The 22,585-nt window shown below is 71.8% G+C and carries 21 protein-coding genes and 1 riboswitch; of the genes, 14 read left to right on the top strand and 7 right to left on the bottom strand.

All coding sequences use genetic code 11. From position 1 onward, the window contains the following. The first annotated feature begins 111 nt into the window (after nt 1-111). Nucleotides 112-900: a carbon-nitrogen hydrolase family protein gene (locus ACZ5NH_RS12795; RefSeq protein WP_468774785.1), complete on the top strand. Its 789-nt coding sequence runs from the start codon at nt 112-114 to the stop codon at nt 898-900. A gap of 53 nt (nt 901-953) precedes the next feature. Further along, complete coding sequence (locus ACZ5NH_RS12800; RefSeq protein WP_468774787.1) at nt 954-2,651, top strand: flavin monoamine oxidase family protein; 1,698 nt, start codon at nt 954-956, stop codon at nt 2,649-2,651. 39 nt (nt 2,652-2,690) lie between these two features. On the opposite strand, the gene ACZ5NH_RS12805 is transcribed toward ACZ5NH_RS12800, so the two are convergent. The 3 genes from ACZ5NH_RS12805 to ACZ5NH_RS12815 form a co-directional block, all read right to left on the bottom strand. Continuing rightward, nucleotides 2,691-3,620 (bottom strand): LLM class F420-dependent oxidoreductase, encoded by a 930-nt coding sequence (locus tag ACZ5NH_RS12805; protein ID WP_468774789.1) that lies wholly within the window; start codon nt 3,618-3,620, stop codon nt 2,691-2,693. Between the two features lie 102 nt (nt 3,621-3,722). Continuing rightward, nucleotides 3,723-4,409 carry a DUF5995 family protein gene (locus tag ACZ5NH_RS12810; protein ID WP_468774791.1) on the bottom strand — a complete coding sequence of 229 codons (687 nt, stop codon included), beginning with the start codon at nt 4,407-4,409 and terminating at the stop codon, nt 3,723-3,725. A gap of 500 nt (nt 4,410-4,909) precedes the next feature. Further along, nucleotides 4,910-6,316, bottom strand: coding sequence for a uracil-xanthine permease family protein (locus ACZ5NH_RS12815; protein WP_468774793.1), 1,407 nt, complete (start codon nt 6,314-6,316; stop codon nt 4,910-4,912). A gap of 144 nt (nt 6,317-6,460) precedes the next feature. On the opposite strand from ACZ5NH_RS12815, the gene ACZ5NH_RS12820 reads away from it, so the two are divergent. Beyond that, entirely contained in the window at nt 6,461-7,741 is a 1,281-nt protein-coding gene (locus tag ACZ5NH_RS12820; protein WP_468774795.1) for an alginate lyase family protein, read from the top strand. A 76-nt stretch (nt 7,742-7,817) separates the two neighbouring features. Continuing rightward, a complete protein-coding gene (locus ACZ5NH_RS12825; RefSeq protein WP_468774797.1) occupies nt 7,818-8,276 on the top strand; it encodes an acyl-CoA thioesterase in 459 nt (152 codons plus the stop codon). Here the strand turns inward: ACZ5NH_RS12825 and ACZ5NH_RS12830 are convergent. Then, nucleotides 8,236-9,450: an MFS transporter gene (locus ACZ5NH_RS12830; RefSeq protein ID WP_468774799.1), complete on the bottom strand. Its 1,215-nt coding sequence runs from the start codon at nt 9,448-9,450 to the stop codon at nt 8,236-8,238. The genes ACZ5NH_RS12825 and ACZ5NH_RS12830 overlap by 41 nt on opposite strands. Before the next feature lie 130 nt (nt 9,451-9,580). On the opposite strand from ACZ5NH_RS12830, the gene ACZ5NH_RS12835 reads away from it, so the two are divergent. After that, nucleotides 9,581-10,867 (top strand): ROK family transcriptional regulator, encoded by a 1,287-nt coding sequence (locus ACZ5NH_RS12835; protein WP_468774801.1) that lies wholly within the window; start codon nt 9,581-9,583, stop codon nt 10,865-10,867. A gap of 39 nt (nt 10,868-10,906) precedes the next feature. On the opposite strand, the gene ACZ5NH_RS12840 is transcribed toward ACZ5NH_RS12835, so the two are convergent. Next, on the bottom strand, nt 10,907-11,650 hold the full coding sequence (locus ACZ5NH_RS12840) for an SDR family oxidoreductase (RefSeq protein ID WP_468774803.1): 744 nt from the start codon (nt 11,648-11,650) through the stop codon (nt 10,907-10,909). Nucleotides 11,651-11,754: 104 nt separating this feature from the next. Next, entirely contained in the window at nt 11,755-12,645 is an 891-nt protein-coding gene (locus ACZ5NH_RS12845) for an RNA polymerase sigma-70 factor (RefSeq protein WP_468774805.1), read from the bottom strand. Between the two features lie 292 nt (nt 12,646-12,937). Then, nucleotides 12,938-13,068, top strand: a riboswitch (FMN riboswitch). A gap of 158 nt (nt 13,069-13,226) precedes the next feature. On the opposite strand from ACZ5NH_RS12845, the gene ACZ5NH_RS12850 reads away from it, so the two are divergent. The 9 genes from ACZ5NH_RS12850 (at nt 13,227) to ACZ5NH_RS12890 (ending at nt 20,602) form a co-directional block, all read left to right on the top strand. Further along, a complete protein-coding gene (locus ACZ5NH_RS12850; RefSeq protein WP_468774807.1) occupies nt 13,227-13,835 on the top strand; it encodes a riboflavin synthase in 609 nt (202 codons plus the stop codon). Further along, nucleotides 13,832-14,473: a nicotinamide mononucleotide transporter family protein gene (locus ACZ5NH_RS12855; RefSeq protein ID WP_451007526.1), complete on the top strand. Its 642-nt coding sequence runs from the start codon at nt 13,832-13,834 to the stop codon at nt 14,471-14,473. Before ACZ5NH_RS12850 ends, ACZ5NH_RS12855 begins: the two co-directional genes overlap by 4 nt. After that, nucleotides 14,470-15,783, top strand: a complete 1,314-nt coding sequence (locus ACZ5NH_RS12860) for a bifunctional 3,4-dihydroxy-2-butanone-4-phosphate synthase/GTP cyclohydrolase II (RefSeq protein ID WP_451553038.1) — start codon at nt 14,470-14,472, stop codon at nt 15,781-15,783. Before ACZ5NH_RS12855 ends, ACZ5NH_RS12860 begins: the two co-directional genes overlap by 4 nt. 24 nt (nt 15,784-15,807) lie before the next feature. Next, entirely contained in the window at nt 15,808-16,293 is a 486-nt protein-coding gene (gene ribH / locus ACZ5NH_RS12865; RefSeq protein ID WP_388626074.1) for a 6,7-dimethyl-8-ribityllumazine synthase, read from the top strand. Between the two features lie 34 nt (nt 16,294-16,327). Beyond that, a complete protein-coding gene (locus ACZ5NH_RS12870) occupies nt 16,328-16,600 on the top strand; it encodes a phosphoribosyl-ATP diphosphatase (RefSeq protein WP_351809542.1) in 273 nt (90 codons plus the stop codon). A 54-nt stretch (nt 16,601-16,654) separates the two neighbouring features. Continuing rightward, nucleotides 16,655-17,503 (top strand): ATP phosphoribosyltransferase, encoded by an 849-nt coding sequence (gene hisG / locus ACZ5NH_RS12875; protein ID WP_388626072.1) that lies wholly within the window; start codon nt 16,655-16,657, stop codon nt 17,501-17,503. A gap of 15 nt (nt 17,504-17,518) precedes the next feature. After that, on the top strand, nt 17,519-17,971 hold the full coding sequence (locus ACZ5NH_RS12880; RefSeq protein ID WP_468774811.1) for a PH domain-containing protein: 453 nt from the start codon (nt 17,519-17,521) through the stop codon (nt 17,969-17,971). Nucleotides 17,972-18,197: 226 nt separating this feature from the next. Then, nucleotides 18,198-19,532 carry a hemolysin family protein gene (locus ACZ5NH_RS12885; protein ID WP_388626069.1) on the top strand — a complete coding sequence of 445 codons (1,335 nt, stop codon included), beginning with the start codon at nt 18,198-18,200 and terminating at the stop codon, nt 19,530-19,532. Beyond that, nucleotides 19,529-20,602, top strand: coding sequence for a hemolysin family protein (locus tag ACZ5NH_RS12890; RefSeq protein WP_388626067.1), 1,074 nt, complete (start codon nt 19,529-19,531; stop codon nt 20,600-20,602). Before ACZ5NH_RS12885 ends, ACZ5NH_RS12890 begins: the two co-directional genes overlap by 4 nt. A 106-nt stretch (nt 20,603-20,708) precedes the next feature. On the opposite strand, the gene ACZ5NH_RS12895 is transcribed toward ACZ5NH_RS12890, so the two are convergent. Beyond that, the gene (locus tag ACZ5NH_RS12895; protein ID WP_388626066.1) at nt 20,709-22,571 is read right to left on the bottom strand and encodes an AAA family ATPase; all 1,863 of its coding nucleotides are present in this window, start codon (nt 22,569-22,571) and stop codon (nt 20,709-20,711) included. Between the last annotated feature and the right edge of the window lie 14 nt (nt 22,572-22,585).

Genomic DNA, 22,585 nt, shown 5'->3' on the forward strand with positions numbered 1-22,585 from the left:
CCACGCAATGAACCGCGCACGGGCGCGCAACGGCTCCTTCTTGTCCGGCGGAGCACGCCGACCGTACCTTCTTCGTGGCCCCCCAAAATCCCCGTCCGGTGAGGTTCACGCATGCGCACCGCCCTGCTCCAGAGCTCCGGCCGCCCCGGCTCGATCGCCGAGAACCTCAAGGTCCTCGACGAGGCCGCGGGCCGTGCCGCCGCCGCCGGCGCCGCGCTGCTCGCCGCACCGGAGATGTTCCTGACCGGGTACGCGATCGGTGACGACATCGCCCGCCTCGCCGAGCCCGCCGACGGCGACAGCGCGGACGCGATCGCCGAGCTGGCCCACCGACACGGCCTGGCGATCGTCTACGGCTACCCGGAGCGCGACGGCGAGACCGTCCACAACTCCGCCCAGCTGATCTCGGCGGACGGTACCCGGCTCGCGAACTACCGCAAGACCCACCTCTTCGGCTGCTTCGAACGCGATCACTTCACGCCGGGCGAGCAGCCGGTCGTCCAGGCCGAGCTGAACGGCCTCACCGTCGGCCTGATGATCTGCTACGACGTCGAGTTCCCGGAGAACGTCCGCGCCCACGCCCTGGCCGGCACCGACCTTCTCGTCGTCCCGACCGCGCAGATGCACCCCTTCCAGTTCGTCGCCGAGTCCCTGGTGCCGGTGCGCGCCTGGGAGAGCCAGATGTACGTCGCGTACGTCAACCGGGTCGGGCACGAAGGGGAGTTCGAGTTCGTCGGTCTCTCCGTCCTCGCCGGTCCCGACGGTGTCGCCCGCACCCGGGCCGGCCGCACCGAGCAGCTGGTGATCGCCGACGCCGACCCCGCCTTCCTGGCCGCCTCCCGCGAGGCCAACCCGTACCTGAAGGACCGCCGCCCCGGTCTGTACGGGTCCCTCGGCTGAGCCGCCGCACAAGCCTCCCCCCTGTTTCACCTCGTGCAAGGAGTCCGTACCCCATGACGTCCACGGTGCCCAACGCCGTCGAGCACACCGACGAGCAGCAGCCGCCGATCACCATGTTCGGCCCGGACTTCCCCTACGCCTACGACGACTTCCTCGCCCACCCGGCGGGCCTCGGTCAGATACCCGCGACCGAGCACGGCACCGAGGTCGCGATCATCGGCGGCGGTCTGTCCGGCATCGTGGCGGCGTACGAGCTGATGAAGATGGGCCTCAAGCCCGTCGTCTACGAGGCCGACCAGATCGGCGGCCGGCTGCGCACGGTCGGCTTCGAGGGCTGCGCCGAGTCGCTGACCGCCGAGATGGGCGCCATGCGCTTCCCGCCGTCCTCCACCGCCCTCCAGCACTACATCGACATGGTGGGCCTGGAGACCAAGCCCTTCCCGAACCCGCTGGCCGAGGCCACCCCCTCGACCGTCGTGGACCTCAAGGGCGAGTCGCACTACGCCGAGACCATCGACGATCTGCCCCAGGTCTACCGGGACGTCGCCGGCGCCTGGAACAAGTGCCTCGACGAGGGCGCCGACTTCTCCGACATGAACCGCGCCATGCGCGAGCGGGACGTCCCGCGCATCCGCGAGATCTGGGCGAAGCTCGTCGAGAAGCTCGACAACCAGACCTTCTACGGCTTCCTCTGCGAGTCCGAGGCCTTCAAGTCCTTCCGGCACCGCGAGATCTTCGGCCAGGTCGGCTTCGGCACCGGCGGCTGGGACACCGACTTCCCGAACTCCATCCTGGAGATCCTGCGCGTCGTCTACACCGAGGCCGACGACCACCACCGCGGCATCGTCGGCGGCTCCCAGCAGCTGCCGCTGCGCCTGTGGGAGCGCGAGCCGGAGAAGATCGTCCACTGGCCCTACGGCACCTCGCTGAAGTCCCTGCACGTGGACGGCGAGCCGCGCCCGGCCGTGACCCGGCTGCACCGCACCGCGGGCAACCAGATCACCGTGACCGACGCGAACGGCGACATCCGCACCTACAAGGCGGCGATCTTCACCGCCCAGTCCTGGATGCTGCTGTCCAAGATCGCCTGCGACGACTCGCTGTTCCCGATCGACCACTGGACGGCGATCGAGCGCACCCACTACATGGAGAGCTCCAAGCTCTTCGTCCCCGTCGACCGGCCGTTCTGGCTGGACAAGGACGAGGAGACCGGCCGGGACGTCATGTCGATGACGCTCACCGACCGCATGACCCGCGGCACCTACCTCCTCGACAACGGCCCGGACCAGCCCGCCGTCATCTGCCTCTCCTACACCTGGTGCGACGACAGCCTGAAGTGGCTGCCGCTGTCCGCGAACGAGCGGATGGAGGTGATGCTGAAGTCGCTCGGCGAGATCTACCCGAAGGTCGACATCCGCAAGCACATCATCGGCAACCCGGTGACGGTCTCCTGGGAGAACGAGCCCTACTTCATGGGGGCGTTCAAGGCCAACCTGCCCGGCCACTACCGCTACCAGCGGCGCCTGTTCACCCACTTCATGCAGGACCGGCTGCCCGAGGACAAGCGGGGCATCTTCCTCGCCGGCGACGACATCTCCTGGACGGCCGGCTGGGCCGAGGGCGCGATCCAGACCGCGCTGAACGCGGTCTGGGGCGTCATGCACCACTTCGGCGGCGAGAGCGACCCGGCCAACCCCGGCCCGGGTGACGTGTACGACGAGATCGCCCCTGTGGAGCTGCCCGAGGACTGACCAGGAAACGAGCAAGGACCAAGGCGCGGGCGGCCGGCCTCAGACTCCGGCCGCCCGCGCCTTTTCAAACACCTCCGCGGCGACGTCCGCCAGCTCCCGCGCGTCCCGCGCGGTGCCCTGGAGGTCGATCAGGATCTCGTCCAGGCCGATGCCGGCGTACTCCACGAGGTCCGCCACGATCTGGTCGACATCGCCCTGGAAGGGCTGGCGGTCCGCCCCGTCGTACGGCTTCGCCTGGCGGCTGGTGTTCACCCGCAGCACGGTCCGGATGGGCTTCGTACGGCCGCGCTCCTCGGCCAGCTCCCGCAACCGCCGCCACTGTGCCCTGACTCCCTCCGCGCTGAACCCCGCGGGCAGCCAGCCGTCGGCATGGTCGACGAGCCTGCGGAAGGCCCGATCGTTGCTCGCCGCCAGCATCACCGGGATCGGCCGGGCGGGCTTGGGCCCGACCACGGCCGAGGCGATCCTGGTCAACCGGCCTTCGTACACAACCGGATCCGGACCCCACACTGCCCGGCACACGGCGATGATCTCGTCCAGGGCCGCGCCCCGCTCCGCGAACGGCCGGACGGCCGAGGCCGCGTACTCGTCCAAGGACCAGCCGGTGCCGAGACCCGCGATGACCCGGCCCCCGCTCGCCGCGTCCAGCGAGGCCAGGGCCTTGGCGAGCTGGAACGGCACGTGCAGCGGCGCCACCAGCACGCTGGAGCCCAGCTCCGCCCGCTCGGTGGCCGCCGCGGCCAGGGTCAGGGTGACCAGCGGGTCCGCCACGTTGCGGTACTGGTCGGGCCAGGGCATGCCCTCGACGCCGTACAGGCCCTGGGTGGCGGGCTCGGGGAACAGCGCCCGCTCGAAGACCCACAGGCTGTCGTAGCCGATCCGCTCGGCGGCGCGTGCCACCGCGGGCACGTCCGTGCCGATTGCGTACTGCCGCATCTGGGGAAGACTCAGGCCGAGGCGGGTCGCCATACCGCTGCTCCTCTGTGACCGGATCGGATACTCGTCGGCAACGTACGGCGATCACCAGCGTGTTCCGAGGGCCGCTCGCGCAGGGGCGGAATCCGGCCAGGTTCAGTCGGCGAGCGGCGTCAGCAGCATCCGCCCCGCGAACCCCACCGCCGCATCCAGCCGTTCGGCGAACTCCTCGGCCATGTCGGCGCAGTGGCGCAGCGTCCACAGGGTCCGTGCCGCCACCCAGGCCCCGTCCCGGGCCCGCTCCAGGCTCCAGGAGCCCAGCAGATGGGTGAGCGGGTCGGCGATCTGCAGCAGATCGGGGCCCGGCATCAGATCCTCGCGGATGCGCTCCTCCAGCGACACGAGGAGCTGGCCCACGCGGTCGAACTCGTCCTCCAGGTCCGGCGGTTCGCAGCCGAGGGTGCGACAGGCGTCCACCACGGCGAGCGCCAGGTCGTGCCCGATGTGCGCGTTGACGCCCGCCAGCGCGAACTGCAGTGGCCGTACTCCGGGATGGCGGCGGAGCTGGAACAACGGACGCCAGCAGGCGGGCGGTCGGCGGTCGGCGGCCGCCGCGTCGACCGCCGCCAGGTAGCGCTCGGCGAACCGCACGTCCAGCGCGATCGCCGCCCGTGGGTCCCGGAACTCCCCGGTGTCCAGGCGCCGGTCGATCTCCTCGGTGACGGTGAGGTAGACGCGGTTGAACACGGCGACACCGTCCCGTTCGGGCAGGATCGCGCCGAGAGCGCGCATCCGGGAGACGACCGCGTCGACGGGAGTGGTGAAGCGTTCCAGCTGCGCCATGGGGGAAGGGTCCCAGCCCTGGGCCGAGGGGCGGGCCGACCGGCCGGAGACATCGCCGGAACGGAGGAACGGACCGCCGCAGTGCGCGACGCGAGGGGGAGTGGCACCGGTGTCAGGCTCACGTGCCCGGCGCTTGGCCGAGCGCCGTGCCGCGCGCAGGCGTGCCGTACGGCACGGGGTGATGGTCGCGGTGGCCTCTGTGGTGACCCTGGCCGGCTCCCTCACCGGTGTGATCGAGGCGCGCGGCTCCGGCGTCCACGGCTCCGACCAGGCCCGACCGAGGCGACCCGGGCGCCGACCGCGGCTCCCGTGCCGCGGACACCTTCTCCTGTTCCGTCTCCCTCGCCTTCGTCGAGTACGACGGTCGACCGGGCGCCGTCGCCCGCCCCGGAGAGCACGACACCCACCCCGACCAGGAGAAAGCAGCCGGCCACAAAGATCGGCCGGGCGCCGACCCTGGACACCGGCGAGGCCCGGATCGACGCCTAGCTGTGGGTCACCTACGACTTGGTGCGCGGAGCCCCCTCCCCCTCGGCCTCCGTGTCGTAGGCGGAGGTGCCCTCGTCCAGCAGCGGCTCCTGCTGCTTCAGATGGGCCGGCGCGAGGGCGCGCAGCGCGTGGTAGCCGGTGATGACGACCAGAGTGCCGAGGGCGATGCCGCTGAGCGAGAAGTTGCTGGTGAACTTCAGGCTGACGTTGCCGACGCCGATGATGATGCCCGCGGCGGCCGGCACCAGGTTCAGCGGGTTGCGCAGATCGACCTTGGCGTGCAGCCAGATCTGGGCGCCGAGCAGGCCGATCATGCCGTAGAGGATCACGGTGATGCCACCGAGGACCCCGCCCGGAACCGCGGCCACGACGGCGCCGAACTTCGGGCAGATGCCGAAGAGCAGGGCGAAGCCGGCCGCGGCCCAGTAGGCGGCGGTGGAGTAGACACGGGTCGCCGCCATCACGCCGATGTTCTCGGAGTAGGTGGTGTTCGGCGGGCCGCCCACCGCGGTGGACAGCATGGACCCGACACCGTCCGCGGAGATCGCCGTACCGAGCTTGTCGTCGAGCGGGTCGCCGGTCATCTCGCCGACCGCCTTGACGTGCCCCGCGTTCTCCGCGACGAGGGCGATGACGACCGGCAGCGCGACCAGGATCGCCGACCACTGGAAGGACGGTCCATGGAAGTGCGGCAGGCCGATCCAGTCCGCCTTGGAGACACCGGAGAGGTCGAGCCGCCAGTGGTCGGTGACCTTGCCTCCGGCGCTCATGGAGTGGATCTTGCCGAAGATCCGGTCGAAGGCCCAGGAGATGCCGTAGCCGAAGACGAGACCGAGGAAGATCGCGATACGGGACCAGAAGCCCCGCAGGCAGACCACGGCCAGCCCGGTGAACAGCATGACCAGCAGGGCCGTCCACTGGTCCTGCGGCCAGTAGGTGGAGGCGGTCACCGGGGCGAGGTTGAAGCCGATCAGCATGACGACCGCGCCGGTGACGATCGGGGGCATGGCCGCGTGGATGATCCGGGCCCCGAAGCGCTGCACCGCGAGTCCCACCAGGAACAGCGCCACACCGACGACGAACACCGCGCCGGTGACCGTGGCGCTCGTGCCGCCCTGGGCGCGGATGACGGCGGCCACGCCCACGAACGACAGGGAGCAGCCCAGATAGCTCGGCACCCGGCCGCGGGTGGCGAGCAGGAAGATCGTGGTCGCCACGCCCGACATCATGATGGCCAGGTTCGGGTCGAGCCCCATCAGAACGGGCGCCACGAAGGACGCGCCGAACATCGCGACCACGTGCTGGGCGCCCAGGCCCACCGTGCGCGGCCAGGAGAGCCGCTCGTCGGGGCGTACCACCGCTCCGGGCGCGGGGGTGCGCCCGTCACCGTGCAGCTTCCAGCGCACGCCGAGGTCCATGGTGCAGTTTCGCTTTCTTACGTACGTGAAGACGGTCCGCACCATTGTCACGGGCAACGAGCGGTTCTACGCTCGCACGGTCCTACTCATGAACTCAGTTCATATATCTGATCCACGCTGATCGCTGACAGATCGGAGTGCCCGATGAGTGGAAGATCCCGTGCGGCCGTGCTGCTGGCCGCGATGGTGACGTTCGGGGCCGCGCTCGTCCCGTCCGCGCACGCCGCGTACGCCCCCTCCGCGCACGCCGCGCCGATGGCCCCGAGGACCGCCGTCCTCGACGGCGGCCGGCTCCGGCAGACCCGCGCCCGCCTCGGCCATGACCCCCGACTCCAGCGCGCACTGCGGGACCTGACCACCCGCGCCGACACCTGGCTGGACCAGGGCCCCTGGACGGTCGTCGACAAGCCGAGGCCCGCACCCGGCGGTGACGTCCACGAGTACCTGAGCCAGGCCCCCTACTGGTGGCCCACGACCACCCCCACCGCCGACAACCCCTGGGGCTGCCCGTACGTCCAGCGCGACGGGCAGCGCAATCCGGAGGTCGACAGCGGAACGGACCGGCAGGACGCCGAGAAGGTCTTCGACTCGACGTACGACCTCGCGCTCGCCTGGTACTACACCGGCAAGCGGGCCTACGCCGAGAAGGCCGGGCAGATCCTGCGCACCTGGTTCCTGGACCCGGCCACCCGGATGAACCCCGACCTGGACCACGCCCAGTTCATCCCGTGCAAGTACGACGGCCGGGCCATCGGCGTCATCGACTTCTCCCAGTCGTACACCAGCGTCCTCGACGCCCAGGCCATCCTGGCCGCCGGCGCCCCCGGCTGGAGCGCCGAGGACCGCACCGCGATGGGCAAGTGGAACGCCGACTTCCTGAACTGGCTGAAGAACAGCGACTTCGGCAAGCAGGAGGGCGCGGCCGCCAACAATCACGGCACCTTCTACGACATGCAGCTCGCCGCCCTCGCCTACTCCACCGGCGACATCGCGCTGGCCCGGCGGACCGTCCTCGACGCGCGCGCCAAGCGGATCGACCCGCAGATCGCGGCCGACGGCAGCCAGCCCCAGGAACTCGCCCGCACCCGCAGCTGGCACTACTCCGCCTTCGACCTCGTCGCCTACGCCCGGCTCGCGGCCATCGGCCGGCACGTGGGCGTGAACCTGTGGGCGTACCAGGGCCCGGACGGGCAGAGCCTGTTCAAGGCGGTCGGCTGTCTGCTGCCGGCCGCGACCGGCGCCGCCGCGTGGCCGCACCCGGAGCTGGAGTTCCACCGGTACGCGGCCACGGATGTCGTGCACGCGGCGGCCGACGCGGGCGATCCGGCGGCCGAGGCGGCCGTGGCCCGGCTGGAGGCGCCGCCCGGCGGCGACCTGTGGGCGCTGCGGCCCGCCGCCGAGCAACTGGACTCCATCGCGGGCTGACGGGCACTCGGCCAGGGCTCCTGAGCGGTCGCTTAGTATGTAACCGTCTCACCAGCTATGTTCAGGAGCCTCTCCCGTGACCGCCGAAGCCCCGATCGCGCCCCTCGTCTCCTACGGCCGGCTGATCCCCGTCACCGTGCACTTCGACGACCTCGACGCGCTCGGCCTTCTGCACAACGCCCGCTACCCGCTGCTGGTCGAGCGCGCCTGGACCGAGCTGTGGAACGCGCACGGCGTGCGCTTCGACGGCGACTGGCACGCGGCCGGCGACGCCTGCAACGCGGTCCGCGAACTGCGCATCAGCTACGAGGCGCCCGTGACCAGTCCCGGCACCTACGCCGTCCACCTCTGGCTGGACCGGCTCGGCACCACCGGTCTGACCTACGGCTTCCGCTTCTGCTCGGCCGACGGGATGCGGACCTACGCCCAGGGCACCCGGGTGCTGGTCCGGCTCGACGCCACGACCCTGCGCCCGGCGCCCTGGACCGACGCCTTCAGGGCCGTGGGTCGGGAACTGCTGCGGCCGGCCGGCTGACCTCGGTCCGGCCGCCGCGCTCGGCGCTGCGCACGACGCCCGCGAACACCGCGAGCCCGCACGCCAGCGCCGTCACCACGCAGAACGACACCACCAGGCTGGTCGCCTGGGCCACCCCGCCGATCAGGCTCGGCGCGATCAGCCCCGAGGTGTAGGTGATCGTCGCCACGCCCGCGATGGCCTGGCTGGGATGGGGCCCGGCGTGCCCGGCCGCCGCGAAGCACAGCGGCACGACCACCGCGATACCCAGTCCCATCAGCGCGAACCCGCCCATCGCCACCGCCGGACACCCGGCGAACACGATCAGCAGACCGCCCAGCACGGCCAGGACGCCGCCGGCCCGGACGGTGCGGACCGCGCCGAACCGGTTCACCACCGCGTCCCCGGCGATGCGGGCCACCGCCATCGTCAGCATGAAGCCGGTCGTACAGGCCGCCGCGACACCGGCCGAGCTGGCCAGCCGGTCCCGCAGGAACACCGCCGACCAGTCAAGGCTCGCGCCCTCCGCGAACACCGCGCAGAAGCCGACCGTGCCGATCAGCAGCGCCGAGCGCGGCGGGAGCGCGAACCGCGGCGGCGGCTCCTCGTCCTCTGCGGGCTGCAGATCCAGCACCCAGGTGCAGGCCACCAGGCCGAGCACGGTCAGCACGGCCGCGGCGAGGGAGAAGTGCAGCCGGGCGTCCGAGCCGAGGTGCGCCGCGAGCGTGCCGGCCGCCGATCCGATCAGGGCGCCCGCACTCCACATGCCGTGCAGCCCCGACATGATCGACTTGCCCAGCAGCCGCTCGATCTCGACGCCGAGGGCGTTCATCGCCACGTCGGCCATGCCCGCGCTCGCGCCGTAGGCGAACATCGCCAGGCACAGGGTGTACAGGTTCGGCGCTAGGGACGGCAGGACCAGGGAGAGCGTCCAGAGCGCCAGCAGTCCGCGCAGGGCCGTACGGCTGCCGAACCGGTGGCTGATCCGGCCCGCCAGCGGCATCGCACAGGATGCGCCGAACGCCGTGAAGGCCAGCGCGAACCCCAACTGGCCCGCACCGAGCGAGGCATGGTCCTGGATCCACGGCACCCGGGTGGCGAACGTCCCGGTCACGGCGCCGTGCACGGCGAACACGGCCGCCACGGCGTACCGGGCGCGCCGCACTTCGTCGCGCGCGAAGCCCACGTCACTCATGTTCCGGTCCCTCCCCGCAGCTCGCCCTCACGGCACGCGCCGTAAACTATCAGGGACCCTGCCTGATAGATAGTCGGTCCTACGGCCGCCGTCGGCGCCCCTGCTGCGTCGATCTGGAAGGATTCCCGTCATGCCCGCATCACCCAGCACCGCCCGGGCCATCAACGACCGCCTGGCCCTGCGCCTGCTGCAGCAGGAAGGCCCGCTCACGGCCGGGCAGTTGAAGCAGCTGACGGGTCTGTCCCGGCCGACGGTCGCCGACCTCGTGGAACGGCTCAGCGACGCCGGGCTGATCACGGTCGTCGGCGAGTCCGGCGAGCAGCGCCGGGGCCCCAACGCCCGGCTGTACGGCATCGTCGCCGACCGGGCCCATCTGGCCGCGCTCGACGTCCGCACCGGAGGGGTCTTCGTCCTCGTCTCCGACCTGGTCGGCCGGGTCCTGGCCGAGGCGTCCGTGCCGATCGGCGGCGACACCGGGACCGGTCCCGCCGTGGAGCAGGCGGTGGCCGCGGTGGAGCGGACCGCCAAGGAGGCCGAGGCGATGGGGGCGCCCCCGCGCGAGGGCGTACGAGCGTGGGGGAGGCTGCACACCGTCGGCATCGGCGCGCCGGGCCTCGTCGACCCGGCCACCGGCGACCTGCGCGACTCGGGCGGGCTGCCCGCCTGGCACCGCAGCCTGGCCGCCGCCTTGCAGGAACGGCTGCCCGGGGCCCGCGTCACCGTGGAGAACGAGACCAACCTCGCCGCCCTGGCCGAGCAGCGCGAGGGCGCCGCCCGGGACCGGGACACCTTCGTCCTGCTCTGGCTGGGGCATGGCGTCGGCGCGGCGGTCGTCCTCGACGGCACGCTGCGCCGCGGTGCCTCGGGCGGCACGGGCGAGATCGGCTTCCTGCCGGTGCCGGGCACCGACTCGCTGCCCTCGGCACGGGACTGCGACGGAGGCTTCCACTCGCTGGCGGGCGCGGCGGCGATCGGCGCCCTGGCGGCGGAGCACGGCCTGCCGGTACCGGCCAGGATGGACGGACCCGGCGCGGCGGTGGTGATCCGGCAGGCGGTGGCGCAGGTGGCGGGGCAGGCGTCTCGCGCGGACGCCGAACGCCCCGCCGGTTCGGACGGTTCGGGTTCCGAACGCCCCGCCGACCGGTTTCTGCACGCTCTCGCCGACCGGATCGCCATCGGCGCCGCGTCCGTGGTGGCCATGCTCGACCCCGGCTGTGTGGTGCTCGGCGGAGAGGCCGGGCAGGCCGGCGGCACGGTGCTCGCGGGGCTGGTGGAGGAGCGGCTCCGCCGTATGTCACCCCTGCTCACAGAGGTACGGCCGAGCACCCTCGGCGGCACCGCGGTCCTGCGCGGCGCCCTGCTCACCGCCCGGGACCGCGCCCAGGACGAGCTGTTCGCACCGCAGGACCGGAACTGACGGCACGCCCGTCTCCCCCTGTCCCACCCGGCCGCCGGGTCAGCCGCCGAAGCGGCGCCCCAGATACTCCTCGAACGTCGTCTTCCCCACCGCCCGCTCCGGCGCCACCAGTCCGCCCTCCCGGCAGGCGCGATACGTCCGGCCGAACAGCGGCACCTGTGCCACCGCCCGGCGCCGCCCGGTCGCGCGGAGGTAGGCGCGGGCCAGCGAGTCCAGGGACCGCACTTCGGGGCCGCCCATGTCCGCCACCCGCCCGGCCGGCACGCCGAGCGCCAACTCCACCAGGCGGTCCGCGACTTCGCCCACCTCCACCGGCTGGTCCGGGACCCCGGCAGGGACCAGCATGACGGGCAGCCTGGCCAGTCCGCCCAGGGCGGTGACGAGCAGGTCGTGGAACTGGGTCGTGCGCAGGACGGTCCAGCCGAGGCCCGACGCCTCGACCTTGCGTTCCACGGCCAGCTTGGTCTTGTAGTAGCCGAGCGGCACCTGGTCGATGCCGACGATCGAGATGTAGACCAGATGACCCACCCCGGCCCGCCGGGCCGCCTCGATCAGATGATCGGCGGCGGTCTCGTCGCCGCCCCGCTGAGTGGTCGCGCAGTGCACCACGGTCTCCACGCCGGCGAGCGCCGCGTCCAGCCCGCTCCCGCCGACCCGCAGATCGACGGCGTACGGCGGCGTGTGCCGGCTGAGCACCCGCACCTCGTGCCCGTCCGCCCGCAGTCGCTCCGTCACGCGCGTGCCGAGCGTGCCCGTCCCGCCTGTCACCAGGATGCTGGTCATGCTGTTCCCGTCCCTCCGGACTCGGGGTGCCCCTCGGTCGGAGCACCCTCCTCCGCTGAGACCACGCAGCCTCCGCAAAAGTGACAGGCCCCGGGACGGCTCCGCTACGACCGCGTCAACTGCCGTTGCATGTAGGCCAGCTTGTCGGGGTTCATCACGGTCCATACATGGGTGATCAGCCCGTCCCGCAGTTCGAAGGCCGCCACCCCGGCGAGCACGTCGCCCGCCCACGCGACCAGCGCGCTCGCGCCGTTGACCTCCGCCACCACGATGTCCAGGCCGCCCGTGAACCGCTCGGCCCCGCCCACCAGGAAGCGCACCACCTTCTCGCGTCCCTCGACCGGCCGCCGGACCGCGGACACCTTGCCGCCGCCGTCGCCCCAGTAGGTGACGTCCGCCGCGAGCATCTTCTCCAGACCGGCCAGGTCGCCCCCGCGGGCCGCCGCCAGGAAGGACAGGAGCAGCTCCTCCCGCCGCTCCGGCGCCGGTTCGAAGCGGCCCTCCGGCACGGCGACCCGGGCCACCGCCCGCCGGTACAGCTGACGGCAGTTGGACTCGCTCAGGTCCAGGACCTCCGCGACCTCCCGGTGGGCGTAACCGAACGCCTCGCGCAGCACGTACACGGCCCGCTCGGTCGGCGTCAGCCGCTCCAGCAGGACCAGCAGGGCCAAGGAGACCTGCTCGCGCCGCTCCGCCGACTCCAGCGGCCCGAGGGTGCCGTCGGAGGTGACCACCGGCTCGGGCAGCCAGGTCCCGGGGTACTCCTCGCGCCGCGCCCGGGCCGAGGTCAGCCGGGTCAGACAGAGATTGGTGACGGCCTTGGCGAGCCATGCCCCAGGGTGCTCGATCGCCGCCCGGTCGGCGCCGCTGAACCGCAGATAGGCGTCCTGCACCGCGTCCTCCGCCTCATGGGCGGAGCCGAGCAGGCGGTAGGCCAGGCCGAACAGCCGGGGCCGGTGGGACTCGAACTCTTCGGAGGGCGGCGAAGGCGTCATGGGCCTCAGCGTGCCAGACGCCCGCCGGCGCCCCGGTCGTGGCGTCCGGCGCCTTGGCGGCCCGGCGGCGGGCAAGGGCCGTCGTCACCGCCACCGGACCCGCCCGCACGATAAGAGGACTAGACCAGTACGGTCAATAGGTCCGGACCATAGGTCAAAGCGCCCTGGAGGTACAGCAGTTGCGCGGCCCGGCCCGGCCGCGCAAGCCCGGCGACACATGCTGTGAGGGAGCCCACACCCTCTGTCTGTCTTGAGCACCGCTAGGCGTGGCACACTGGCCCTGTACCAGAAGCAGCGCACTCCGGGGTCGGTGAAAGTCCGAACCGGCGGTTACAGTCCGCGACCCGGTCGCTTCCAGCGGCCGGTTGACCAGGTGAAATTCCTGGACCGACGGTTAAAGTCCGGATGGGAGGCAGTGCGCGGCGGGCGGGCACACGTACGTGTGCGCGTCGCCGTATCTGGGGCTTGTCCGTATGCGGACGGGCCTCTTTCGGCGTCGCCGCAGGTGTGTTCACCCGTACATTCTGTCGTCATCGACAGGCCCCGGAGTCCGTGCCCCAAGAGGCAGGAGGACCCGGGAAGTGTTCACCGGAATCGTCGAAGAGCTGGGTGAGATCACCGCCGTCGAGAACCTCGGCGACGCCTCCCGCTTCCGGCTCCGCGGCCCCGTCGTGACCGAGGGCGCGCAGCACGGCGACTCCATCGCCGTGAACGGGGTCTGTCTCACCGTCGTGGAGCACGAGGGCGACGAGTTCACCGCCGATGTGATGGCGGAGACCCTGAACCGTTCCAGCCTCGGCGCGCTCGGCGTCGGCTCCCGCGTCAACCTGGAACGCCCCATGGCCGTGGGCGCGCGTCTCGGCGGGCACATCGTGCAGGGCCACGTCGACGGCACCGGCGAGGTGCTGGAGCGCAAGCCCTCCGAGAACTGGGAGATCGTGAAGATCTCCCTCCCGGCGGACCTCTCCCGCTACGTCGTGGAGAAGGGCTCCATCACCGTCGACGGCATCAGCCTCACGGTCGTGGACGCCGGACCGGACCACTTCACCGTCAGCCTCATCCCGACCACCCTCGCCTTGACCACGCTGGGCCTGAAGCAGCCCGGCGACCCGGTCAACCTCGAGGTCGACGTCGTCGCCAAGTACGTCGAGCGGCTCCTCGGCGACCGTGCCCAGGGAGCCACCAAGTGAACTGGCTGAACTCCGAGGCCTTCACCCTCTTCGGGCAGCGCATCATCTGGTCGGACATGACCGGCAACATCCTCGGCCTGATCACCCTCGCGCTCGGCTGGCGCCGCTCCCTGTGGACCTGGCCCGTGCAGTTCCTCTCCGGTCTCGTCCTCTTCGCCGCCTTCTACGGCCATCTGACCGGCAGCGCCGGCAAGCAGGCCGTCGTCATGGCCGTCGCGCTGTACGGCTGGTGGCAGTGGCGGCGCAACCAGGGCCGGGCCGAGGACGGCCACATCGCCCCCCGGTTCGCCAGTTGGCGCGAGCGCGCGGCGATGCTCGGCGCGGCCGCCGCCGGCACGGTCGCGGTGGCCCTGCTCTTCACGGCGTACCCGTCGCTGTCCTGGGACCCCTGGCCCGACGCCTACATCTTCGTCGGCACGGTCGTCGCCATGTACGCCCAGGCCAAGGGCATGGTCGAGTTCTGGATCGCCTGGCTGCTGGTCGACCTCGTCGGCGTCCCCCTCAACTTCGCCAACGGCTACGCCTTCTCCGGTTTCGTCTACGTCATCTACGGCGCACTCGTCCTGTGGGGCATGCGCGACTGGTGGCTGCGCTCCCGCAGGAATCCGCAGCCCGTCCTGGAAGGAGCCCCGGCATGACCTCGGCACCGCCCCTGTACGACCTGGACACCATCGAGAACTTCGGGCTCGACCCCGTCGAGCAGGCCATCGCCGACATAGCGGCCGGCCGCCCGGTCGTGGTCGTCGACGACGAGGACCGGGAGAACGAGGGCGACCTCGTCATCGCCGCCGAGAAGGCCACCCCCGAGATCGTCGCCTTCATGATGAGCGAGTGCCGGGGACTCATCTGCGCCCCCATGGAGGGCGAGGAACTGGACCGGCTGCGGCTGCCGCAGATGGTCCAGGACAACACCGAGTCGATGAAGACCGCGTTCACCATCTCCGTTGACGCCTCCGCCGCGCACGGTGTGAGCACCGGCATCTCGGCCTCCGACCGCGCGACGACGCTTCAGCTCCTCGCGAGCGGCACGGCGGAGCCGACGGACTTCGTCCGCCCCGGCCATGTCTTCCCGCTGCGCGCCAAGCCCGGCGGCGTCCTCGTCCGCAACGGCCACACCGAGGCCGCCGTGGACCTCGCCCGGCTCGCGGGCCTGCGCCCGGCCGGCGCCATCGTGGAGATCGCCGGCGAGGACGGCCGGATGCTCCGTCTGCCCGAGCTGATCCCGTTCGCCCGCAAGCACGGCCTGACGATCATCTCCATCGAGGACCTGATCGCCTACCGCCGCGGCAGCGAGCCCACCGTCCGCCGCGAGGCCGAGACCCGCCTGCCCACCCGGCACGGCACCTTCACCGCCTACGGCTACCGCTCCACCGTCGACGGTGTCGAACACGTCGCCCTCGTCCATGGCGACCTCGGCGCCGGCGAGGACGTCCTGGTCCGCGTCCACTCCGAATGCCTCACCGGTGACGTCTTCGGCTCCCTGCGCTGCGACTGCGGCCCCCAGCTGGACACCGCCCTGCGGCGCATCCAGGAGGAGGGCCGGGGCGTGGTCGTCTACCTGCGCGGCCACGAGGGGCGCGGCATCGGCCTGCTGTCCAAGCTCCGGGCGTACGAGCTGCAGGAGCGCGGCCGCGACACCCTGGACGCCAACCTCGAACTCGGCCTGCCCGCCGACGCCCGCGACTACGGCGCCGGCGCCCAGATCCTCGCGGACCTCGGCGTGCACAGCGTCCGGCTGATGACCAACAACCCCGACAAGACCGACGCGCTGCTGCGCCACGGCCTGAAGGTCACCGGCCGCGAGCCCATGCCCGTTCAGGCGGGCGAGCACAACCTCCACTACCTGCGCACCAAGCGCGACCGTATGGGACACGACCTGCCCTGGCTGGAGACGCCCGCCGTGACCGCTTCCGCGGCCGCGGTCGCGTCCGGCTGCGGCAACCAGTAAGCAAGAAGCACTGAGAGGACACACGTGAGCGGCAAGGGTGCACCGGAACTGTCCGTACGCAACGCGAGCGACCTCAGGGTCGCCGTCATCGCGGCGCAGTGGCACGAGAAGGTGATGGACGGTCTGGTGAACGGCGCCCTGCGCGCCCTGCACGACCTGGGGATCGACGAGCCGACCCTGATCCGGGTCCCCGGCAGCTTCGAACTCCCGGTCGCCGCCAAGGTGCTGGCCGGGCGCGGCTACGACGCCGTGGTCGCCCTCGGTGTCGTCATCCGCGGCGGCACCCCGCACTTCGACTACGTGTGCCAGGGCGTCGCCCAGGGCCTCACCCAGGTCAGCGTCGAGACCGGCGTGCCCGTCGGCTTCGGCGTGCTCACCTGCGACACCGAGGAGCAGGCCCTGGACCGGGCCGGCCTGGAGGGCTCGAACGAGGACAAGGGCCACGAGGCGGTGACCGCGGCGGTCTCGACCGCCGCCACGCTCCGCTCGGTATCCGAACCCTGGCACTGAGGCACCGGCCGGAGCGCGTAGGGTAAGGACCACCATGTCCAAGAAGACGTTCGAGGAGCTCTTCACCGAGCTCCAGCAGAAGGCCGCCCACGGGGACCCCGCCACCTCCCGCACCGCAGAGCTGGTCGGCAAGGGCGTTCATGCCATCGGCAAGAAGGTCGTCGAAGAGGCCGCCGAGGTCTGGATGGCCGCCGAGTACGAGGGCAAGGAGGCGGCCGCCGAGGAGATCTCCCAGCTGCTGTACCACATCCAGGTGATGATGGTCGCGCGCGGGATCTCCCTGGACGACGTCTACGCCCACCTGTAAGCCGCCCCGCCACAACCGCCGTAGAAACCCCTTCACGCAAAGGAAGCCGACCTCATGCTGCGCATCGCCGTCCCCAACAAGGGTTCACTGTCCGGCCCTGCGGCGGAGATGCTGCATGAGGCCGGCTACCAGCAGCGCCGTGAGTCCAAGGAGCTGCGGATCGTCGACCCGGTGAACGAGGTCGAGTTCTTCTACCTCCGCCCGCGCGACATCGCGATCTACGTCGCCTCCGGCCGCCTCGACGTGGGCATCACCGGCCGCGACCTGCTGATCGACTCCGGCGCAGACGCCGAGGAGATCCTGCCGCTCGGCTTCGCCCGCTCCACCTTCCGCTTCGCCGCCAAGCCGGGCACCGCCGACGGCATCGAGGACCTCAAGGGCAGGACGGTCGCCACCTCCTACGAGGGCATCGTGGCCAAGCACCTGGAGGACAGCGGCGTCGACGCCTCCGTCGTCCACCTCGACGGCGCCGTGGAGACCGCGATCGAGCTGGGCGTCGCCGAGGTCATCGCCGATGTCGTGGAGACCGGCACCAGCCTGCGCAACGCGGGCCTGGAGGTCTTCGGCGAGCCGATCATGAAGTCCGAGGCGATCGTCATCCGCCGCACCGGCACCGACGGCGAGGAGCCGAAGGTCCGGCAGTTCCTGCGCCGCCTCCAGGGCGTCCTGGTCGCACGGACGTACGTGATGATGGACTACGACTGCCGCGTCGAGCAGCTGGAGAAGGCCGTCGCGCTCACCCCCGGCCTGGAGTCCCCGACCGTCTCCCCGCTGCACAACGAGGGCTGGGTCGCGGTCCGCGCCATGGTCCCCGCCAAGGAGGCGCAGCGGATCATGGACGACCTCTACGCCATCGGCGCCCGCGCCATCCTCACCACGGCCATCCACGCCTGCCGCCTGTAAGGGGTGCGCACCGAGATGTCCGACACTCCTACCCTTCCCGTCACCTTCCGGCCGGGCCACACCCGGGCGATCCTGCTCACCGCCGGTGTGCTGATCTTCCTGACCATCTCGGGGATCGCGCTGCTGCTGAAGCTCGGCCCGGGGGAGCGGGCGAGCTTCGTCGTCACCGGGGCGCTGATCTTCTGGGTGCTGGCCCGGCTGTCCCGGGTGAAGGTCGTCGCCGACGAGTCCGGGGTCACCGTGGTCAACATCGCAGGTCAGCGGCGCCTGGACTGGGCGGAGATCGTCCAGGTGAACCTCCGTCCGGGGGATCCCTGGGTGTTCCTCAACCTCAGTGACGGCACCAGCCTGCCCGCGCTCGGCATCCAGCCGGGCCTCGCCAAGCAGCGCGCCATCGCCGACGCGCAGGCCCTGCGAGCCCTCGCCGAAGCCCGCTCCACGGCCCACCCGGCGGAAGATCAGGGCTGAATCGGGGGCAGATCGGGGCTGACTCGGGGGCGCACACCCTGCCCGAGCGGCCCGTGTCTTGATTAATCTGGTGACGGAGGCCGTTTCGCTGCGGCCCCGCCCCTGGAGCACCACCCGGTGCACGGGGGTTCCTGCTACCCGAGGAGTGACTCCCTCCAGCGATGGACGGATCGTCCTGTAGTACCTGCGCCGCCCCGACCCGACATACCGGGAAGGCGGTGGCAGCGTGACCATCTCCCTGCTGCTCCTGGGAGCGGCTTTCCTGCTGATCCTCGCCAACGGTTTCTTCGTGGCCGCCGAGTTCGGTCTGGTGACCGTCGAGGCGACCGAGGCCGAGAAGGCGGCCGCCGAGGGCGACCGACGGGCCCACAGGGTCGCCGAGTCGCTCAGGGAGCTGTCCTTCCAGCTCTCCGGCACCCAGCTCGGCATCACCATCACCTCCCTGGTCGTCGGCATGCTCGCCGAACCGGCCCTGGCCGGGCTGCTGCGCGGCCCGTTCGCCGCGACCGGCATCCCGGACGGCGCCGCCTCCGGTGTCGCCGTGGTCGTCGGCATGCTGCTGGCCTCCGCGATCCAGATGGTGATCGGCGAGCTCGTGCCCAAGAACTGGGCGGTGTCCAAGCCACTGCAGGTCGCCCGGTTCGTGGCCGGCCCGCAGCACCGCTTCGCCCTCCTGTTCCGCCCGGTGATCGCCGCGCTCAACACCGTCGCCAACCGGCTGGTGCGCGCTCTCGGCGTCGAACCCGCCGAGGAACTGGCCTCCGCCCGCACCCCGGGCGAACTCGTCTCCCTGGCCCGCCACTCCGCCCAGGCCGGCGCCCTGGAACAGGACACGGCCGACCTGTTCGTCCGCACCCTGTCCCTGGGCGAGCTGACCGCGCAGCACGTCATGACCCCGCGCGTGAAGGTCAGCGCCCTTCAGGACACGGCCACCGCCGAGGACGTCGTCAACCTCACCCGGGCCACCGGCCTGTCCCGCTTCCCCGTCTACCGGGAGAAGATCGACGAGATCGTCGGCATGGCCCATCTGAAGGACGCCCTCGCGGTCCCCGTGCACGACCGGCTGCGCACCCCGGTGAGCCGCATCGCCCGCAAGGCGCTGCTGGTCCCGGAGACCCTGCCGGTTCGGCCCCTGCTCGCCCGGCTGCGCTCCGAGCAGCCCATCGCGGTCGTCGTCGACGAGTACGGCGGCACGGCGGGCGTGGTCACCCTGGAGGACATCGTCGAGGAACTCGTCGGCGAGGTGCGCGACGAGCACGACGCCAAGGACATGCCCGAGCTGGCCCCCGCCCCGCCCGAGGACGGCCGGCCCGCCTGGGACGCCGACGGCAGCTGCCGCGTCGACATCCTCCAGCGCATAGGCCTCGACGTGCCCGAGGGGCCGTACGAGACGGTCGCCGGACTCGTCGCCGACCTGCTCGGCCGTATCCCGGCCCCCGGCGACCGGGCCGAACTGCCCGGCTGGCGGCTCTCGGTCCGCCAGGTCGGCCACTACCGCGCCGAACGGGTCCGCCTGGTCAGGACGGCCCCCGCGGTGAACGTGCTGGAGGCCGCCCGATGAGCGTCCTCCAACTGGTCTTCGCCGCGCTGCTGGTGCTCGCCAACGGCTTCTTCGTCGGTGCCGAGTTCGCGCTCGTCTCCGTGCGCCGCAGCCAGATCGAACCGCTCGGCACCGCCCGGGCCCGCCAGGTGCTCCACGGCCTCGAACGCCTGCCCCAGATGATGGCGGCGGCCCAGTTCGGCATCACGGTCTGCTCACTGACGCTGGGCGCGGTGGCCGAGCCGACGGTGGCGCATCTGCTGGAGCCGGTGTTCGCCGCGGTCCGCCTCCCCGACGGCGTGATCCACCCGCTGGGCTATGTCATCGCGTTGGCCGCCGTGGTCTTCTTCCACCTGGTCATCGGCGAGATGGTGCCGAAGAACCTGGCGATGGCGGCCCCCGAGAAGGCGGCGCTGTGGCTGAGCCCAGGCCTGGTCTGGTTCGCCCGCCTGTGCAGGCCCATCACCGTGGCCCTCGGCGCCTGCGCCCAGGGCATCCTGCGGCTCTTCCGGGTCGAGCCCAAGGACGAGGTCGAGGCCGTCGTCACCAGCGAGCAGCTCAACCGCCTGCTGGAGGACTCCGGCCAGGCGGGCCTGCTCGACCCCGAGGAGCGGGAACGCCTGGAGGACGCGCTGGAACTGGGCTCCCGCCCGGTGACCGACGTCCTGCTGCGCCGGGAGTCCCTGGTCACGGTGGCTCCGTCGGTCACCCCGGGCCAGATCGTCGAGCTGACGGCCCGCACGGGGTACTCCCGCTTCCCGGTCTCGGCGACGGACAAGGGCCCCTTCATGGGCTATGTCCACGTCAAGGACGTCCTCGACCTGGAGCACTCCGACCGGGCCGTCCCGCAGCACGTCTGGCGTCCCATGACCACCCTGCGGGCCGAGCTGCCGCTCGACGACGCCCTCACGGTCATGCGGCGAGCGGCTACACACCTGGCCCAGGTCGCCGATGCCTCCGGCAAGGTGCTGGGTCTGGTCGCTCTGGAGGACGTCCTGGAACTGCTGGTGGGCGAGGTACGGGATCCGGCGCACCGGGAGATGCCGGAGCCGCGGGTGAGCGGGGAGCCTGAGCAGGTGCTCGCCTCCTAGCTCGGGCGGTCACGGAGAGCTGCGCGGGCGCGGGTGCGTCGTGGCCGGTCGCGCCCGCGCAGCGGAGCCGCAGACCAAACACGGCCCCGCACCCCTTCGCGGCGCATCAGATACCCGGCGGATCCTGCGGCCCCCGCCCCGACAGCACCTCCCCGTACGCCTGCATGAGATCCGGCAACCGCAGCGTCGCCAGGTCCTCCCGCGACAGCGTCCCCGCATACGTCGACAGCCGGAGATCCCGGTAGGCGCAGCTCTTCTCGTAGAGCGTCCGCAGGAACCGCCCGTTGCCCAACTCGTCGATCCACCCCTGCTCGACCACGTGCCCAGCGATCGAGCGCAGCTCCTCCAGCGCCTCCTCGTCCCACACGTCCCCGTTCTCCGCGGCCAGCACCTTCCCGATCTCGGTGAGCTCCTGCGGCCGGTAGGAGGGGAAGTCGACGCGGGTCGTGAACCGGGAGGAGAGGCCGGGGTTCGCGGCCAGCAGCCGGTCCATGCCCTCCGGATAGCCGGCGAGGATCACCACCAGATGGTCCCGGTTGTCCTCGGCCCGCTTCAGCAGCACCTGCAAGGCCTCGTCGCCGTACGCGTCCCCCTTGCCGTATCCGGAGTTGGACAGCGAGTACGCCTCGTCCACGAACAGCACCCCGCCGATCGCGGAGTCGATCAGCTCGTTGGCCTTCACGGCCGTCTGCCCGAGGTACTCGCCGACGAGATCGGCCCGCTGGGCCTCCACCAGGTGATCGCCGCCGAGCAGGCCCAGCGCGTAGAAGACCCGCCCCAGGATCCGGGCCACCGTGGTCTTCCCGGTCCCCGACGGCCCCGAGAAGACGAAGTGCCGTTTCGGCGGCTGCACCGGCAGCCCCTGCCCGGCCCGCAACCGGGCCATGTTCAGCTGCGCGGACAGCGCCTTGACCTGACGTTTCACCGGTTCCAGCCCCACCATGCGCTCCAGCTCGGCGAGCGCCTCCTCCAGCAGGGCGGGATCGGTCGGACCGGCCGGGATGGGGGAGGAGGAGACCCCGGTCTTCACCCGGACACCCGGATCGCTCACCGACGGCAGGGGCCCGGTCGGCAGATCCGGTTCCGGCAGCCGCAGATCACGCCCCTCGGTGCCGAAGAGCGGATCGAATCCGTCCGGCCCGTCCACGCTGTCCTGTCCCGCACCGGTCAGGGTGATCGCGGCCAGGTCGGCGGTGTCGTCGTACCCGTCGCCCTCGGAGATCGCGGCCAGCCGTGCCGAGGTGTCCATGAAGGCCGGGTCGACCCGGTGCACGGCCCGGTACAGGGGGAGCGCCGCCGCGGAGCGGCCCGTGCCCTCGTGCGCCCGCGCCAGCCAGTAGCGCAGCTCCTTGCGCTGCGGCTGCTCGCTGCGGCAGCGCATCAGAGCCGCCGACAGCAGGGGCTCGGCCTGGCCGTACATCTCCAGCCGGACTCTGGCCATGCCGCCGAACAGGCCCGCCTCGATGCCGAGCATGGGATCGTCCAGCAGCGGGTCGGTGTGCCGTACCAGCTGTTCCCAGTCCTTGACCAGATAGGCGCGGCAGGCGTGCAGGAAGCGGACCTGCGGGTCGGTGTCGACCGGGGGCAGTCCGGCGAGGGCCCGGTCCAGCTCGGGCACATGCCGGCCGTCCAGCCAGTGAGAGGCGTGCGCGAGCAGCAGATCGCGCGGGCTCTCCAGCACCGGCTGCACCCACCAGCCCAGCCAGTACCAGGAGTTGAGGGCGCGGCGGTGCCGGGCGCGCTGTTCGCCGAAGCGGTCGCGGTGCCGGAACATCCTGAGCAGTGAGGTCGTCGTGTCGACCCGGAGCGCGTGCAGCCCGAGCCAGCCGTCGGCCATCCCCGGGTCCATCCGCACCGCGGTGCGGAACTCCTCCTCCGCCTGCGGATAGGCGCCCATCGTGTAGGCGTCCACACCCCGCAGCCAGGCCAGGTCGGCCGGGGCCTCGGGGCCCTGCGTGCCGAAGTCCATCCCGTCCCCCCACA

The sequence above is a fragment of the Streptomyces sp. NPDC031426 genome (assembly GCF_055581585.1).

Bases quoted from the DNA above. Each gene is read 5' to 3' on its own strand.
- ACZ5NH_RS12795 (WP_468774785.1), top strand. From the start codon at position 112: ATGCGCACCGCCCTGCTCCAGAGCTCCGGCCGCCCCGGCTCGATCGCC.
- ACZ5NH_RS12800 (WP_468774787.1), top strand. From the start codon at position 954: ATGACGTCCACGGTGCCCAACGCCGTCGAGCACACCGACGAGCAGCAG.
- ACZ5NH_RS12805 (WP_468774789.1), bottom strand. From the start codon at position 3,620: ATGGCGACCCGCCTCGGCCTGAGTCTTCCCCAGATGCGGCAGTACGCA.
- ACZ5NH_RS12810 (WP_468774791.1), bottom strand. From the start codon at position 4,409: ATGGCGCAGCTGGAACGCTTCACCACTCCCGTCGACGCGGTCGTCTCC.
- ACZ5NH_RS12815 (WP_468774793.1), bottom strand. From the start codon at position 6,316: ATGGACCTCGGCGTGCGCTGGAAGCTGCACGGTGACGGGCGCACCCCC.
- ACZ5NH_RS12820 (WP_468774795.1), top strand. From the start codon at position 6,461: ATGAGTGGAAGATCCCGTGCGGCCGTGCTGCTGGCCGCGATGGTGACG.
- ACZ5NH_RS12830 (WP_468774799.1), bottom strand. From the start codon at position 9,450: ATGAGTGACGTGGGCTTCGCGCGCGACGAAGTGCGGCGCGCCCGGTAC.
- ACZ5NH_RS12835 (WP_468774801.1), top strand. From the start codon at position 9,581: ATGCCCGCATCACCCAGCACCGCCCGGGCCATCAACGACCGCCTGGCC.
- ACZ5NH_RS12840 (WP_468774803.1), bottom strand. From the start codon at position 11,650: ATGACCAGCATCCTGGTGACAGGCGGGACGGGCACGCTCGGCACGCGC.
- ACZ5NH_RS12845 (WP_468774805.1), bottom strand. From the start codon at position 12,645: ATGACGCCTTCGCCGCCCTCCGAAGAGTTCGAGTCCCACCGGCCCCGG.
- ACZ5NH_RS12860 (WP_451553038.1), top strand. From the start codon at position 14,470: ATGACCTCGGCACCGCCCCTGTACGACCTGGACACCATCGAGAACTTC.
- ACZ5NH_RS12870 (WP_351809542.1), top strand. From the start codon at position 16,328: ATGTCCAAGAAGACGTTCGAGGAGCTCTTCACCGAGCTCCAGCAGAAG.
- hisG (WP_388626072.1), top strand. From the start codon at position 16,655: ATGCTGCGCATCGCCGTCCCCAACAAGGGTTCACTGTCCGGCCCTGCG.
- ACZ5NH_RS12880 (WP_468774811.1), top strand. From the start codon at position 17,519: ATGTCCGACACTCCTACCCTTCCCGTCACCTTCCGGCCGGGCCACACC.
- ACZ5NH_RS12890 (WP_388626067.1), top strand. From the start codon at position 19,529: ATGAGCGTCCTCCAACTGGTCTTCGCCGCGCTGCTGGTGCTCGCCAAC.
- ACZ5NH_RS12895 (WP_388626066.1), bottom strand. From the start codon at position 22,571: ATGGACTTCGGCACGCAGGGCCCCGAGGCCCCGGCCGACCTGGCCTGG.